Origin of the sequence: Roseivirga sp. (genome assembly GCF_965216855.1) — a bacterium.
Lineage (GTDB): Bacteria > Bacteroidota > Bacteroidia > Cytophagales > Cyclobacteriaceae > Roseivirga.
In genome coordinates this window covers 765152-779950 of the sequence record NZ_OZ244204.1, presented here as the reverse complement: position 1 = coordinate 779950, position 14799 = coordinate 765152, and the positions used below count along the sequence as shown (strand labels likewise).

The 14799-nt window shown below is 42.1% G+C and carries 15 protein-coding genes; 3 read left to right on the top strand and 12 right to left on the bottom strand.

Features of this window, described 5'->3' with window-relative positions:
• Positions 1-13 precede the first annotated feature (13 nt).
• Positions 14-532, top strand: a complete 519-nt coding sequence (locus ACOOEY_RS03410) for a hypothetical protein (RefSeq protein ID WP_420387271.1) — start codon at positions 14-16, stop codon at positions 530-532.
• A 61-nt stretch (positions 533-593) separates the two neighbouring features.
• Here the strand turns inward: ACOOEY_RS03410 and ACOOEY_RS03405 are convergent, their stop codons facing one another.
• A complete protein-coding gene (locus ACOOEY_RS03405; protein ID WP_420387270.1) occupies positions 594-1778 on the bottom strand; it encodes an aspartate aminotransferase family protein in 1185 nt (394 codons plus the stop codon).
• A 57-nt stretch (positions 1779-1835) separates the two neighbouring features.
• On the opposite strand from ACOOEY_RS03405, the gene ACOOEY_RS03400 reads away from it, so the two are divergent.
• Complete coding sequence (locus ACOOEY_RS03400; RefSeq protein ID WP_420387269.1) at positions 1836-3407, top strand: ArnT family glycosyltransferase; 1572 nt, start codon at positions 1836-1838, stop codon at positions 3405-3407.
• A 3-nt stretch (positions 3408-3410) separates the two neighbouring features.
• Here the strand turns inward: ACOOEY_RS03400 and ACOOEY_RS03395 are convergent, their stop codons facing one another.
• The 6 genes from ACOOEY_RS03395 to ACOOEY_RS03370 all read right to left on the bottom strand — a co-directional run bounded on the left by ACOOEY_RS03395 (position 3411) and on the right by ACOOEY_RS03370 (position 8714).
• The gene (locus ACOOEY_RS03395; protein ID WP_420387268.1) at positions 3411-3782 is read right to left on the bottom strand and encodes a response regulator; all 372 of its coding nucleotides are present in this window, start codon (positions 3780-3782) and stop codon (positions 3411-3413) included.
• Positions 3783-3921: 139 nt separating this feature from the next.
• Positions 3922-4875: a transketolase family protein gene (locus tag ACOOEY_RS03390; RefSeq protein ID WP_420387267.1), complete on the bottom strand. Its 954-nt coding sequence runs from the start codon at positions 4873-4875 to the stop codon at positions 3922-3924.
• Between the two features lie 9 nt (positions 4876-4884).
• Positions 4885-5724, bottom strand: coding sequence for a transketolase (locus ACOOEY_RS03385; RefSeq protein ID WP_420388630.1), 840 nt, complete (start codon positions 5722-5724; stop codon positions 4885-4887).
• A gap of 35 nt (positions 5725-5759) precedes the next feature.
• A complete protein-coding gene (bcp, locus tag ACOOEY_RS03380) occupies positions 5760-6209 on the bottom strand; it encodes a thioredoxin-dependent thiol peroxidase (protein ID WP_420387266.1) in 450 nt (149 codons plus the stop codon).
• 2 nt (positions 6210-6211) lie between these two features.
• Positions 6212-8119, bottom strand: a complete 1908-nt coding sequence (locus ACOOEY_RS03375) for a M23 family metallopeptidase (RefSeq protein ID WP_420387265.1) — start codon at positions 8117-8119, stop codon at positions 6212-6214.
• On the bottom strand, positions 8106-8714 hold the full coding sequence (locus tag ACOOEY_RS03370) for a fumarylacetoacetate hydrolase family protein (protein WP_420387264.1): 609 nt from the start codon (positions 8712-8714) through the stop codon (positions 8106-8108). The genes ACOOEY_RS03375 and ACOOEY_RS03370 overlap by 14 nt, the downstream gene beginning before the upstream one ends.
• Positions 8715-8832: 118 nt before the next feature.
• On the opposite strand from ACOOEY_RS03370, the gene ACOOEY_RS03365 reads away from it, so the two are divergent.
• Complete coding sequence (locus tag ACOOEY_RS03365; RefSeq protein ID WP_420387263.1) at positions 8833-9657, top strand: M48 family metallopeptidase; 825 nt, start codon at positions 8833-8835, stop codon at positions 9655-9657.
• Positions 9658-9702: 45 nt separating this feature from the next.
• Here the strand turns inward: ACOOEY_RS03365 and ACOOEY_RS03360 are convergent, their stop codons facing one another.
• The 5 genes from ACOOEY_RS03360 to ACOOEY_RS03340 all read right to left on the bottom strand — a co-directional run bounded on the left by ACOOEY_RS03360 (position 9703) and on the right by ACOOEY_RS03340 (position 14725).
• Entirely contained in the window at positions 9703-10644 is a 942-nt protein-coding gene (locus ACOOEY_RS03360; protein WP_420387262.1) for a hypothetical protein, read from the bottom strand.
• 228 nt (positions 10645-10872) lie between these two features.
• Positions 10873-11817: a calcium/sodium antiporter gene (locus tag ACOOEY_RS03355; RefSeq protein WP_420387261.1), complete on the bottom strand. Its 945-nt coding sequence runs from the start codon at positions 11815-11817 to the stop codon at positions 10873-10875.
• Between the two features lie 62 nt (positions 11818-11879).
• Positions 11880-12515, bottom strand: a complete 636-nt coding sequence (locus ACOOEY_RS03350; protein ID WP_420387260.1) for a hypothetical protein — start codon at positions 12513-12515, stop codon at positions 11880-11882.
• A gap of 36 nt (positions 12516-12551) precedes the next feature.
• Entirely contained in the window at positions 12552-13355 is an 804-nt protein-coding gene (locus tag ACOOEY_RS03345; protein WP_420387259.1) for an exonuclease domain-containing protein, read from the bottom strand.
• Complete coding sequence (locus ACOOEY_RS03340) at positions 13355-14725, bottom strand: UDP-N-acetylmuramate--L-alanine ligase (protein WP_420387258.1); 1371 nt, start codon at positions 14723-14725, stop codon at positions 13355-13357. The genes ACOOEY_RS03345 and ACOOEY_RS03340 overlap by 1 nt, the downstream gene beginning before the upstream one ends.
• Between the last annotated feature and the right edge of the window lie 74 nt (positions 14726-14799).

Here is a 14799-nt window from a genome sequence, read left to right as displayed (position 1 = left end):
AAAATGATAGAAAATGAAACTCTTAGGTAAATTATCTCTGGTTATTCTAACAATTGTTATGGCGGTTTCCTGTGCAGAATCACCAATGGTGAATTATCAGGAAGCAACAGAAGGCCGCTTGTTGCTAGGTGCTAATGTACACTTAGGCAATGGTGAAATTGTAGAGAATGCAGCATTGGGTGTTAAAGATGGTTATGTAACCCTTCTTGCTGAAGATGCTCTCAACCAATTGGATCTGAGAAAATTTCAGGTAGATAGATTAGGACCTTCTTATCATATTTACCCATTTAAAAAGATAGACCAGGGTAATGCTGGCATTGTTTTAGCAAGAGCTGATGCCGAGCCTATTAACATTGCCATTAGGGATAGAGAAGTTGAAAAGTGTATAACTATCGGTTGTGAGGCTCAGTTGTTAGTCTGCTACGGTAGTATTGAAGACATGTCTAAGTTTAGAGTAGACTATGTGGTGATGGGAGCAGAGAAGGTGAAAATCTTAAGGCAAAGCGACTACGGAGTCGAGATGCCCCGTTAAATTTGTAACAGTCTGATCATATACATAAAAGGCCGTTGTGTTTTCACAGCGGTTTTTTGTTTTACATACTCTCCTCTATTGCTTCCTTTATCAGCTGTGCTGCTTCCTTAAGTTCCCGGTCGGAAATATTAATAGGAGGAGCCAGTCTGAAGCTCTCGGGACAAGAGAGGAACCAGAAGGTGATAACCCCTTTTTGCAGACATCCCGTAACAATTTTCTGAACAAGGTCAGCCGACTCGAATTCAACAGCCAACATCAAGCCCTTTCTTCTGATTTCTTTGATTCCTGTGGTTTGAATAGCTTGTTCTAAGAGTTGTCCCTTTACTTCTACCCCGGCTAACATGTGCTCTTCCTGAATAGCTCTAAGATTGGCCCATGCCGCAGCGCAATTCACGGGGTGTCCTCCGAACGTGGTGATATGGCCCAAAATTGGGTCATGAGTGAATAGCTGCATTTTCTCATAGGAAGAAATAAAGGATCCAATCGGCATTCCACCTCCCAGACCTTTGGCCAGTGCCAGTATATCTGGCACTACCTGGTAATGTTCAAAGGCAAACATTTTACCTGTTCTACCAATACCTGTCTGTATTTCATCGAAAATCAATTGAGTACCCGTTTCATCGCAACGCTTACGTAAACCCTCCAGAAATTCCTGTGATCCGATTCTAACGCCTGCATCACCCTGAACCGGTTCAACCAGTACAGCAGCGGTTTTCTCAGTAATCATGGAAATATCTTCCATTGAATTGAAGTGCATGAACTTGACGTCAGGCAGAAGGGGCCTGTATCTATACTTCTTGGTTTCGTTGCCGGAAACGCTCAAAGCACCATGTGTACTGCCATGATAAGATTTATGACAAGAGATGATTTCAGTTCTTCCTGTCACACGCTTGGCCAGTTTAAGAGCCCCCTCAATGGCTTCTGCACCACTATTGACAAAGTATGAACAAGACAAAGTTTCTGGTAATAATTGAGCCAGCTCTTTAGCCAGGCCACTTTGGGCATCCTGAGCAAATTCACCATATGCCATCACGTGCATATACCTGTCTAACTGATCTTTGATAGCCTGAACAACTTTAGGGTGTCTGTGGCCAATATTGGTTACTGCAATGCCTGAGATCAGGTCGAAATATCTATTGCCGCTTTTATCGAAAATATATGATCCCTCAGCATGACTCACATCGATGACCAATGGGAAAGGAGAAGTCTGAGCAACATGTTTGAGGAATATTTCCTTAGTGTCCATGCACGAAATTAATCAAGTTCTGCTTATCCAATTGTGCTTATCTATTAGTTTTGATACATGTTGCTGAATGAAGGATTCTCCAGGTTTGAAAAGAGCTACCTCTGGTGCTTACTTGGCCTTCTTGTATTTGCCTTTTTCTACCAACTGGGAATATATCCTCTCTTTCTGGAAGAACCGAGAAGAGGGTTGATTGCCCTGGAAATGATGCAACGTGATAATTATTGGGTGCCTACTCAGACAGGCGACCTTTATTTTCGCAAACCACCCTTTTACAACTGGGTGCTTATAGCTTCTTATAAACTGTTTGGTGAAACAGAGTTTGCCACGCGCTTCTTTTCGGTACTGAGCCATTTGCTTCTAGGTTTGCTTACCTATGTTTTCAGTAAGAAGTATTTGGGGAACATGCTGGCTGTGCTTATATCATTGAGCTATTTGATCAGCTTAGATATTCTGGTGTATTTCAGTACGCTGGGAGAAATTGACCTGTTCTATGCTTTAATTACCGGTTGCTCCCTATTCTTAATCTTTCACTACGGTGAAAGCAGAAAGTATTATAAGCTGTTTGTATTTGTCTATGTTCTGACAGCCATCGGGTTTCTTACCAAGGGACTGAGTGCATTGCCTTATACCGCCATCAGTCTGCTGGTCTACTTTATCGCTAATAAGGATTTCAAAAGGCTGATCTCATTACCTCATATAACCGGGATTGCCACCTTTGCTGTATTACTGGTAGTGTACTTCTTCATGTTCAGTCAATATGAAGACGTTAGTGGCTGGTGGACTACCCTTTATGCTGAATCAGCAGATAAGGCTGCAGGAGGAGGGTTCGTCAAGTGGTTAAAGCATATTGCCTCATTTCCTTTAGATACAGCCAAGAACCTGTTACCTGCCGCTTTTATTATTCCATTGATGTTTTCTAAAAAGCAGTGGAAACAAGTTCGTCAGAATAAGTATGTGTGGTATGCGCTGTTAATCTTCGTGTTCAATTTTTTGATTTACTGGATGTCAACCGAAGGTAGGTCACGCTACATCTATCCACTTTTCCCAATGGCTTGTATCGTGCTTCTGGCTATGTATCAGCAGTCTGAGGTCAGGTGGAAAACGACTTACCTCAAGGGTGTCGTCTGGTTTAATTTAGTGGTTTTATTACTGGCTTTCGGTGCTCTTCCCTTTGTTCCGGGCCTTGAAGTGGTAGAGGGTGTTTGGATAATCAGTGTCGTTTGTCTGGCTCTCATAGCTTTGTTAGTAAGCATACATATCAGGAAAAGAGTAAGACCCTATTTGGTTATTCTTGGAGTATTGGTTGTACTCAGACTGGGCTTTTCCGCTGTTATCCCTCAAACCAGAGAGAAATCGACTGGTGCTGCTAAAGATAAAGTCGCGGGTATTGAGATGGCAGAGATTACTGAAGGAAGGAGTCTGTTCAGGTATGGTGATGTAAGGATGTCCTTAACCATTGTCTTCTATCTGGAACGTGATAGGGAGCAGCCGTTATATCAAACCAATGAGACCACGGGTGATTACTACTTTGTTTACCCGAAAGATCTTTCTGATTTTAAAGAGTCTGTGGAAGTTATTCGTCAGTTCAATTACGGAGAGCAGGAGATATTACTAATCAAGAATTTCTAGCAATTAGGCAGTTTTCAAATATTGAACCTCATCTAGTTTTAATTCCAACTGATGTTTCAGATAGCTGGGCATCACAGGTTTTTGCAATACAGTAAGTGCATTGGCCGTATCCTGACTGATGTCATCTCCTGTAACCATAATCACTTTGGTGTTATGATAAGTAGATTCTACTCTTTTGGCCAGTTCGATACCGCTTAGAAATGGGAGTTGGTTATCGGTAAGTAATAAATCATAATGCTTCTCTTCCATCATTTGTAAGGCCAGGAATCCATCATTGGCATAATGTACTTCGTAACCCCAGCTATTCAATAGTTTAGAATAGATCTTTAATGAAATTGCATCATCCTCTACCAGTAAAACTCTTAATTTCTTCATCTGCTTAGTTGTTAACCTTTACACAAAGATGTACCTAAGCGATTTGCCTATCAGAATTCTTCGATGAGTTGCAGGATTTTGTCGATGAATGAAAAAGCCCTGACTTTTGGGCCAGGGCTTCCTATTCGTTTGTTAAATCTTATTTCCTTTTAATGGCCTTTTTAGCTGCTTTAACGATGTTTTCAGCATCTATTCCATACTTCTTCATTAAGTCGGCAGGAACACCGCTTTCGCCAAATGAATCATTAACGGCCACCATTTCAATAGGTGCCGGCAGGTTCAGCGCTAAAGTTTGAGCAACGCTGTCACCCAATCCACCATTCATTTGATGTTCTTCAGCCGTTACAGCACAGCCAGTCTTAGACACGGATTTGATAATGGCCTCAACATCCAGTGGCTTGATCGTATGGATATTAATTACCTCAGCACTAATGCCTTCTTTTTCTAAAGCTTCTTCTGCCAGAATAGCTTCCCAAACTAAGTGTCCGGTGGCGAAAATGGTAACATCAGAACCTTCGATCAGGTGTAGTGCCTTGCCTATTTCAAACTTCTGATCTTCAGGAGTAAAGATTGGCACCTTCGGACGCCCAAAGCGAAGGTAAACAGGGCCGTCATGCTCTGCTATGGCCATGGTAGCGGCCTTCGTCTGGTTATAGTCGCATGGGTTGATCACCGTCATGTGAGGAAGCATTTTCATCATACCGATATCCTCCAGAATCTGGTGAGTTGCACCATCTTCCCCCAGAGTTAATCCGGCATGTGAAGCACAGATTTTAACATTCTTGCCAGAGTAGGCAATAGACTGTCTGATCTGGTCATACACTCTTCCGGTAGAAAAATTGGCGAAAGTTCCGGTAAAAGGAATCTTGCCTCCAATGGTCATACCTGCTGCCAGGCCCATCATGTTAGCCTCGGCAATTCCAACCTGGAAAAATCTGTCAGGATTTTCATCAATGAAGTCCTGCATTTTAAGTGACCCCACCAGGTCGGCACAAAGTGCCACCACATTGGGGTTTGTTCTACCGAGTTCAGCCAGGCCTGCACCAAATCCCGATCTAGTGTCTTGTGTTTTAGTATAAGTGAATTTTGCCATGATGCTGAATTAGTAATCGCCTAAAGTTTCTTCCAATTGAGATAGGGCAGAGGCTAGTTGCTCATCGTTAGGAGCAATGCCATGCCATTTGTGTGTTCCAACCATGAAGTCTACGCCATAGCCCATTTCGGTATGCATAAGGTTCATAATTGGCTTACCATTGCCAGTGAGTTTTTTGGCTTCTTCCAAAACAGATACAATAGATGCCATGTCGTTGCCTTCACTTTCGATGACATGCCAGCCGAAAGCTTCCCACTTAGCTCTTAGGTTGCCAAGTGACATTACTTCTTCGGTAGGGCCATCAATTTGCTGACCGTTCACATCTATGGTGGCAATCAGGTTGTCTATTTTATGGTGTGCAGCATACATGGCTGCTTCCCATACCTGTCCTTCTTCAATTTCACCATCACCCATCAGTATATAAACCAAATCACTTTCGCTATTCAGTTTTTTGGTTTGTGCTGCTCCACAGGCTACAGAAAGGCCCTGACCAAGAGAACCAGATGCTACTCTGATGCCTGGCAGGCCTTCTTCTGTAGCAGGGTGTCCCTGAAGTCTGGAATCAATTTTTCTGAAGGTAGATAGCTCATGAACATCGAAGTAACCGGCACGGGCAAGAATGCTATACCAAACAGGAGAGATATGTCCGTTAGACAAGAAGAAGATGTCTTCGTTTCTTCCGTCTGCATCGAACGAATCTTTTCTGTTCATGATGTTGAAATAGAGGGCCACCAAAAAATCGGTACAGCCTAATGAGCCTCCGGGGTGACCTGAGCTTGCTCCGTGAACCATTCTGACAATGTCTCTTCTCACTTGAGAGGTGACACGTTCAAGCTCTTCAATGTTCATTTTACTCACCTTAGTAAATGTTTATGGTTGTGAAATTATTTTAGAATTTGGGCAGCGTGTTCTTTGGTCTTCACTTTTTCGATGATCTCTTCAATCACGCCATTCTCATCGATGATGAATGTTGTACGAGCAGTTCCCATGTATTTTCTGCCATACATCTGTTTTTCTACCCAGGTACCAAACTGCTCATGGATGCTTTTGTCTTCATCAGCAATCAGGGGGAAGGGAAGTTCAAACTTATTGATAAAGTTGGTGTGCTTTTTAGCTGAATCGGAACTGATCCCTACTACTGCATAACCGGCATCGAGCAAAGCCTGATAGTTATCTCTCAAGTTACATGCCTGAGCAGTACAGCCAGGAGTGTTGTCTTTTGGATAAAAATAAAGGGCTAGCTTTTTGCCTTGAAAGTCTGAAAGTTTGATAGGGTTTCCATCCTGATCGATTCCTTCGAAAGCTGGTGCTTTGTCGCCTGGTTTTAAACTCATAATTATTCAATGTTTAGTTTTAGAATTGATTCATTACCGGCATTGTCGGTTACTTTCAATTCAAACTCTCCAGTGAGTGGTTTGTTTTTGTCTAATTGCTCAGACCACAGAAGGTTGAGTTTAGGCTCGTAATTCATTAAAAGCCACTCACCGTTCAACCTAGCTTCAAAGTTATTAATACCTGAAAGTTCATCACTAATGATGACACTAATAATGTCGTTTTGTATACTTCTTTTTTTCACCACCGGAGGTTCCAGGTCTTTCAACAAAGTGTACTTGCCAAAGCCGTAAATGGTGAAGTTTAGTTTACCGTCTTCTATATTTCCGCCTGCAAAAGAGGGGTAACGTGGGTTTTCAACAGAGTAGAGCTGGTATTGCTCCAGGGAATCATATTCACCCAATAATTCAAGCTGAGCAATGATTCCACCTTTTAATGGGTAGATGTCATCACTGATCTCGAAGACATCATGTTTGGTTTCTTCATCTACATAATGTCTTGCTCTAAAGTAAATCGTGTCGAATAGGGTGTTTTTTGAAAACTTAAGGGAATAAGTCTCTGCAAGAAATGAATGTTCACTGGCCGCAGGCACTCGGTCCGAATAGTGCATTTCATGCTTGCTACCATCTTCGAATACGGCCTCCAGGGGTAGGGTTTTTCTAAGGTCGATGAGGTAAACATTATGTTCATCATTGTAATAGGCTGGTTCATGTACCACTGAGCCCTGCTTATTGTAAACCGTGATTTTATTGTTTAGGGAATCCCTTTTTCTGAATAACATCAAGGTGTTGTCCAGCGTGTATTCTTCGTTTTGGGCATTGATTTTATCTGAAATACAGTTGATCAGGTCGGTGCCTTTTAATACGAACTGAGTGGTACTGTGATTACCATAGGCATCTTCTGCCTCAATCCGGATATGCTTGATTTCTCCAGGCTTGATGTTCAGAAAGCCTTTATTCTGACGTTCTACATAGAAGTTCAAAGGATTGCCATCATCAATGTAGAGTTTGTTAAACCTTCTTCTTGTCTCTCGTGCTGCCTGATAGTTGGTGTGAATTAGTATGTTCTTCTGCAGGGAGAAATCGATGCTATCGATATTCTGGCTGAAGTAAAGCTGATCATTCACAAACATATCAATGATAGGTACTCCGTTTCTGTTAGATGCACCATTGAGTTGGTCATAAGCATACAGCTCTAGTCCAACTTTGCCATTGACCAGAATGGTATCTGTATCTAAGGTTTCACCATTATTGTGATTAAGACCAAACTCAAACCGACCGAACTGGTCATTAACTCTGGCATTGATGTCCATGGTCTTAACGGCAATTCTCTCAAGAGCAGGAGGGATGTTATCCTTCACCTGATTAAAACCAATTCTCAATGGGTCTAATACTTTTTGATCAGGGGTTCTGATTTCGAAGTGCAAATGAGGACCAGTAGACGATCCGGAGTTGCCGGAATAACCAATGATTTCGCCCTTCTTTACGATAAGCTCACCTCTTTTGGGGAAGAGGTTGACGGAGAAAGATTTGCGTTTGTATTGCTCTTCGAGTGTATACTGAGCCAGGACATCATTGAAGTTCCTCAGGTGGGCATAGACTGTGGATGTACCGTTGGGGTGTTGAATATAGATGCAATTGCCATATCCACCTGTTCCTACTCTGATTCGGCTCACATATCCTTCAGCTGCTGACAGGACTTCCAGGCCCTGTTTGCCTTCAGTTTTAATGTCAAGTCCGGCATGGAAATGACTGGACCTGAGTTCTCCCATATTTCCGCTGAGGTAGCTGTCTTTCTCAGGTTGGAGTGGGAATTCAAAATAGTCCTTATCAATACCCTCATATTGGGCATGTAGCGGGGCCACGCCCAGAAATAGTAAAAGGAGTAAATAGGTTTTCTTACTTAATTTCAACTTCCAATAGTTTCTCTTCTTCAATGTACGCCTCTAATTTATCACCAATCGCTATCGGACCAACTCCGGATGGAGTACCTGTGAATATAATATCGCCTTTCTTCAAAGTAAAGTACTGAGAGACATAGGCTACTATTTCATCGAACGGGAAAAGCATCAAACTCGTATTTCCATTTTGCTTCAACTCTCCATTTTGACGAAGAGAGAAGTTTAGGTCAGCCAGGTTGAAGTTTTCTTTTGATATAAATTCAGAGACCGGGGCTGAACCATTAAATCCTTTGGCAATTTCCCAGGGCAGGCCCTTTTCTTTACATTGGCTTTGCAGGTCTCTTGCAGTAAAATCTATGCCAATTCCAATTTCATCGTAATACTTGTGCGCAAATTTTTGGTCGATGTACTTGCCTTCCCGATTGATCTTGAGCAGGATTTCCACCTCGAAATGAATGTCTTTGGAGAACTCCGGATAATAGAATGGAGCATTCTTTCGTAATAAGGCCGTATCGGGCTTCATAAAGACAACTGGCTGAGCAGGTTTCTCATTATTGAGCTCTGCTATATGAGCAGCGTAGTTTCTGCCAATGGCAATTATTTTCATAAAGTAGTTTTAGTATCGGAACTTTGTTGTTCGCTAAATTGATAACAAATTTAAAATACACTTGTCATTTGACAACCGATATCATTTGTTCAATTTTGACTATCTAAAGATACAAACAATGAAAGCATCTCAAATCGTTCGCCTATCTGCTTTGATTATTATTTCAGTAGCCACTATCTGGGCGTGTACTACCGTACCTATTACCGGAAGATCTCAATTGACAGGTCTCATTGGTGATCAACAAGTGATAAGCATGAGTGCCGATGCCTATAAGCAGGTGATAGATTCGGTGAAGATATCGAATGATGCTGAGCAAACAGCTATGGTACGTAAGGTAGGTAACCGCATCAAAAATGCAATTGAGAAATACCTGAGCGATAATGGCCAAAGCGAACTTCTTGAGGGATTCGACTGGGAATTTAACCTGATTGACAATGATACTACGGTGAACGCCTGGGCCATGCCGGGAGGAAAAGTAGCCTTCTATACCGGTATACTTCCTATCTGTCAGGATGAATTAGGTGTGGCAGTGGTGATGGGGCATGAAGTGGCCCATGCAGTGGCTAAGCACGGACAGGAAAGAATGAATACTGCATATGCACAACAGGTAGGACTTTCATTGGGAGCCGTGGCCTTAGGACAGGATCCTACTATGGCTCAGCGACTGGTCTTTCAGGCTGTAGGTATGGGCTCTCAATTGGGAATGCTGGCTTTTTCAAGGAAGCATGAATCAGAAGCCGATGAACTGGGTTTAATCTTTATGGCTATTGCCGGTTATAATCCTTCTGAAGCCCCCAAGTTCTGGGAGCGTATGTCCGCCAATGGGGGAGGTGCTCCTCCTGAGTTTTTATCTACTCACCCTTCACACGATACTCGCATTGAAAGGCTCAACGCCAAACTGCCAGAGGCCATGGAGTATTATGAGAATAGTACTATGAGATAGGAGGAGAGAATATTGGGCTCCAAAGTGGATGTTAACTCAATGGTTTTATTGATTGATCCACTTGATTGAACTTTCAGACATCTTTCGATAATCATGACCAACATTTTTTACGGTATCGATTGTCCAGTTGAATGACCAGTCGTTCTGCTCGCTCAAGCTCTGATTTGCAAGGAAGAAGTTAGATCCACGTTCGAGCCTGTGTTTTCCTTGTTCCATGGCCGGCTCGGTTGTTCTAAAAGTTCCTAAACTCGGATCATTATCCAACTCACCCAATAGAACGATCAGTCTTTTATTGTAAGCTTTTTTTATGTCAGGGTTGAGCCTGACGTTCGTGTTCTTGATACCATATGGGAATTGGAGCGTCTCGTCTGGAAAACTGTAAAAACCAGCATTTGCCGCTATGGCTGTTTCAATCCGTGATTCAGGCATCAACATTACCATTCTATGTACAAATTGTCCACCGGCTGAATGACCAAACATATCGTACTGCTCATTTGTGATATTATTAACCGATTTAATGTGGTCGAATATGTTTTCAATAACTGAATAGGCCCATTCGCTTTTTGGGTTTTCAGTTCCGAAAAAGGTAAATAAGTTTCCTTCTTGGTAGTCGTTGGTTGTGTATTTTGAAAACTTGTTTTCGAACTCTGGTGCTACTATAAGTAAGTTATTGTTATTGGCTAACTCAACCCAGGCATCGAGATAATCATCCGCATTGCGGCCTCCACCGTGCATCACAAACACGATTTTATCTTGGTCTTTCCAATTGGCAGGCCGGTAGGTCCACACTTTAATTGATTTTCGTTTACTCTCCTGATAGGCATACATGACAAAAGAGTCCTTTCCAATACTCAATTGAGCTGGCTCGGTGACTTCAGGTCCTTTGGGGAGAACGTAGAGGTAGATATAACCGGTAATGGTGAGTAAAAGAAAGAAAGCGAAAGTCCATAAAAACGATTTCTTTAAAATTCTGAATGTTCGATTCATTATGATTAAGGGACTATTTTAAGTGAGGTAATATTTAAAAAAGTGCAGGATGTAAATTGTATGATTAACTATTATGCGGGTGAGTTATACAAAACCATTTATTGTAAGTTTTTGAGTTTTAAGACCCAGTAAGTCTAAGGTTTTCTAATCTTAAAGAGTTCCAACCGGCTTACTTTTAGCCAGGGCTTCATTGAGACTGATACAGTTCTTAAGAATTAAGAACTCCGTTTATCTAATCAACCAAACATTATAGCCCACATAAGCTGTAAGCATTAAGGCTGCTTCCCAACGGTCTAGCTTCTTTTTCTGCCCGGTAAACATAGCGATGAAAAGGAATAGTGTTCCACCCAACAGAATATATACTTCCCGATTAAAGGTGGTTTCGTAGGGGATGGGTTGAACAAGTCCACTAATTGAAAGGATGAAGAGCAGGTTAAAAATGTTTGAACCTATTACGTTACCAATGGCTATGTCGCTATTCTTTTTTGTGGCAGCCACTACTGATGTAACCAGTTCTGGCAAAGAAGTGCCAGCGGCTACAATAGTCAGGCCAATGATACGCTCACTTACACCCAGTGCCTGAGCCAATTCAACCGACTGATCCACTACCAGTTTGCCACCAATCATTAATCCGGCAAGTCCGGCAATAATCAACAAGCCAATTTTCTTTTCTGATGAAGTTGTGATTTCTACTGAAGCCGGCTTTTCTGATTTCATTTGTTTGAAAACATAGTAAAGAAAGCCAGCGAAAAGGCTGATTAGAATCAACGAGTCTACTCGACTGATTACCTCATTGGGTGTTAATAAAGTAATGTTGGCGAGGGCGAACATAAGGACTGCTGCCACGAAGGAGAGGGGAATTTCTTTCCACACGGTGCTGGACTGAACGACAATGGGTGAAATTAAACCAACGATGCCGAGGATAATGAAAAGGTTGAAGTTATTGCTACCAATAACATTTCCGAAGACAATCTCCGGATGACCTTGATAAGAGGCCACTGAATTAACGATCAGCTCAGGAGCAGAGGTTCCGAAGGCAACAATGGTCAGGCCAATAGCCAGGTCTGAGACACCATACTTTTTCGCTAAAGCCGAAGCCCCTGAAATCATCCAGTCTGCTCCTTTAATTAGCAGCCCAAAACCGAGGAGAATGAGTAATATTTGTGAAAGCATATTGAAATGAGACGAAAGATATACTGGGGGTCACTTACTTGTATTAAGAATAAATTCTTGTTCTAATCTACAGGCTTTTCAAACCCGAATCTTTCTATCTCTTCTGCGTATTTGTTCTTTAATTTATTCACGGTTTCTTTTTTCCAGACCATGGTACAGTCGGGGTTTCTATGGTGACCACTATCAACTGGTATTTGTGCTGCCTGTCGATTTAAACGACTCAGTATACGACCTACCCCTAACTGAAGCTCTAAGTTCCTTTTTTCAACATCAAAACTATGTAGTACAATTACTTGATTTACATCATGCGCATATCTTTGCTGACAAAGCACATCGTCAAATCTGCCTTCTCTGTGCATTGGTCCCCTCAGGTGATCTTCTCTGGGCGGAGGACAGTCTGCTGCCACCCATTCATCAAAACTTAACGACTTGTAACTCTCGGATTGGGCAATGTTCCGGTAAAAATTAAAAAAGGAATATGCTCTGTCCCAAGTGTTTCTGATGACAACAAATGAGAGATAGTCTCTCCATTTTTCAGGGTGTTTGTTTCTTATTTTTTCCGGCACCTCATGATTGAAAGTAGCAACTCTTGGATCCAACGGATTATGAATGTTTTCACCTAAAAGAGCCTTTCTAATTGAATAAGTACCTGTTTTAGGGTTCTCTACAAAAATAAGCTTTAAGTGATCGTCAATCATTTAACTACAAGGGACTAAATCGATAGCAATGATTAATTACATCTGAAAACCTCTCAACTTAATCTTGGTCAACTTGCGTTTAGTGTCCAATGGAAAGTCTCCCTGCATCATCCAGTCATAGTAGCCTGGTTCTCTTTTGAGCACATCAGCAACAGGACGTCCCTTATGCTTGCCAAAGTTGAAAACTTCTTCCCCCTTGTCATTGAAGACCATTCTTCCTGCCAGGTCGACCATATTGCTGGCCACCAGGTGGTGAATGGCTGACATATCGTTTTCGATAACTCCCAGGTCTCTTCCTGAGGCGTCAGTTACTGCCTGGCCACTGTACCGCTCAATCTGAGCTTTGAAGACCTCATAGGTGGCATCGTTATCCGCTTCAGCACCATGAGCTCCTTCCAGTTCTTTGCCACAATAGAATTTGTAGGCTGCGGTAAGGGTTCGTTGCTCCATTAGAAAAAATACTTTTTGAGCATCAATTAACTTGCGCTGACTTACTTCGAAATCTACTCCTGCTCTTAGGAACTCTTCTACCAGCAGGGGGACATCGAATCTTACAATGTTGAATCCTCCTAAATCGCAACCCTCCAGCCATTTGGCAAGGTTCTTAGCTAGTTCCTTAAAGGTAGGCTTGTCGGCCACGTCTTCATCTCTAATGCCATGAATCATAGATGATTCTTCAGGAATTGGAATGGTTGGATTGACCAATTCCACCTTCTTTTCTGTTTCCCCATTGGGCATTACTTTCAGGAAGGCCAGTTCCACAATTCGATCTTGTGAAATATTAATTCCTGTAGTTTCAAGGTCGAAAAATACCAGTGGGTTCTTGAGGTTGAGTTGCATTAGTTGAGGATTGTGTTCTTGATTTTTTCTATGTCCAAACCTCCGAAATTTCCCGAGCTCATCAAAAGTAAGTTGCGATTAATCCATGTCTGGTTCAGTAGAAAATTTTCCAGTGCTTCTACTTCTGTGAAAAGCTGAAGGTCTGTTCTGCCAAAGGCTTCTATAAGTTCTTCCTGACTTATCATTTCCAGTTTCTTGGCCTTCACCGCTTCAGGGTTGATAAAAACCAAAGCCTGATCGGGTAGATTATAGCAACCTTTATACTGATGAATAAACTGCTTGTTCAGACTGCTAAATGTGTGTAGTTCCAGACAGGCAGTGAGTTTCCTGTCTTTAAACTGTTTGGTCACAGCTTCAGAAGTGGCTTTGAGCTTGGAAGGAGCATGCGCAAAGTCTTTGTAAATGGTTGAATGCTCGTTTTCGCCCATCAATTCAAGTCTCTTGGAGGCACCAGTGAAAGACTGAATATGCTCGAAAAATTCATTATTGCTGATACCAGCGTGGTTCAACAATAGTCTGGCTACATTAAGGTTTTGCAGATTATGATCTCCAAATACCTTTAGCGGTATTTCTTGACCTTCCCAGAGTACAAAGGTCTGATTATTCTTTATAACTGAGTCTAAAGGCCCATAAGGGATGAGTGATGACTTTTCAGGTTGAGCATTCTCTATAATCCGACATAAGGCCTGATCAGATTCAGCATAATAGAGTTTGCCATCAGGCGGAGTTTGATTGATGAATTTCAAGAACTGTTCTTCATAAATATCCAGGGTGGGGAAGACGTTAAAATGATCCCAGGCTATCCCTGTAATACAGGCAAAGTGGTGATTGTAATGCAGGAATTTTGGAGTAAGGTCTAGTGGACTGGTAGTATATTCATCGCCTTCTATTACCATAACAGGTGCGTCAGATATCTTTACCATAGTTTCGAATCCATCGAGTTGGGCACCCACTAAATAGTCGAAGGAATGGCCGGCCTGATTGAGGACATGAAGGATCATAGAGGTAATGGAAGTCTTACCATGAGAGCCTGCCACAACAATCCGTTTTTTCTCTTTGGAAACTTCGTGGATAAACTCCGGAAAAGAGTAAATCTTGAGCCCTAAGTCTCTGGCCTTTAGTAATTCAGGGTTGTCTTTTTTAGCATGCATACCCAGGATGACGAAGTCTAGTTCTGCATGGATTCTATCGGCATTCCACCCTTCTTTCTCAGGAAGTAGCCCGTGTTTTGATAGGTTGGACCGGGAGGGATCGAAGAACATGTCGTCTGATCCAGTTACCTGATTATCAAGTAGTTTTAGGCAAATGGCCAGGTTGTGCATGACACTTCCTCCAATAGCAATGAAGTGAATTTTCTGATTTTTGATCATGAAGCTAGTTCTGAAGAATGGTTCAAAAATAAAGGAAAACCGATGGCGTTCAAATGTTAACGACCAGTTCTGTG

What these genes read in the sequence shown, in the direction of transcription:
- ACOOEY_RS03385 (WP_420388630.1), bottom strand. Translation starts at nt 5,724, where the DNA reads ATGAACATTGAAGAGCTTGAACGTGTCACCTCTCAAGTGAGAAGAGAC.
- ACOOEY_RS03390 (WP_420387267.1), bottom strand. Translation starts at nt 4,875, where the DNA reads ATGGCAAAATTCACTTATACTAAAACACAAGACACTAGATCGGGATTT.
- ACOOEY_RS03365 (WP_420387263.1), top strand. Translation starts at nt 8,833, where the DNA reads ATGAAAGCATCTCAAATCGTTCGCCTATCTGCTTTGATTATTATTTCA.
- ACOOEY_RS03400 (WP_420387269.1), top strand. Translation starts at nt 1,836, where the DNA reads ATGTTGCTGAATGAAGGATTCTCCAGGTTTGAAAAGAGCTACCTCTGG.
- ACOOEY_RS03355 (WP_420387261.1), bottom strand. Translation starts at nt 11,817, where the DNA reads ATGCTTTCACAAATATTACTCATTCTCCTCGGTTTTGGGCTGCTAATT.
- ACOOEY_RS03350 (WP_420387260.1), bottom strand. Translation starts at nt 12,515, where the DNA reads ATGATTGACGATCACTTAAAGCTTATTTTTGTAGAGAACCCTAAAACA.
- ACOOEY_RS03360 (WP_420387262.1), bottom strand. Translation starts at nt 10,644, where the DNA reads ATGAATCGAACATTCAGAATTTTAAAGAAATCGTTTTTATGGACTTTC.
- ACOOEY_RS03395 (WP_420387268.1), bottom strand. Translation starts at nt 3,782, where the DNA reads ATGAAGAAATTAAGAGTTTTACTGGTAGAGGATGATGCAATTTCATTA.
- ACOOEY_RS03370 (WP_420387264.1), bottom strand. Translation starts at nt 8,714, where the DNA reads ATGAAAATAATTGCCATTGGCAGAAACTACGCTGCTCATATAGCAGAG.
- ACOOEY_RS03340 (WP_420387258.1), bottom strand. Translation starts at nt 14,725, where the DNA reads ATGATCAAAAATCAGAAAATTCACTTCATTGCTATTGGAGGAAGTGTC.
- bcp (WP_420387266.1), bottom strand. Translation starts at nt 6,209, where the DNA reads ATGAGTTTAAAACCAGGCGACAAAGCACCAGCTTTCGAAGGAATCGAT.
- ACOOEY_RS03410 (WP_420387271.1), top strand. Translation starts at nt 14, where the DNA reads ATGAAACTCTTAGGTAAATTATCTCTGGTTATTCTAACAATTGTTATG.
- ACOOEY_RS03345 (WP_420387259.1), bottom strand. Translation starts at nt 13,355, where the DNA reads ATGCAACTCAACCTCAAGAACCCACTGGTATTTTTCGACCTTGAAACT.
- ACOOEY_RS03405 (WP_420387270.1), bottom strand. Translation starts at nt 1,778, where the DNA reads ATGGACACTAAGGAAATATTCCTCAAACATGTTGCTCAGACTTCTCCT.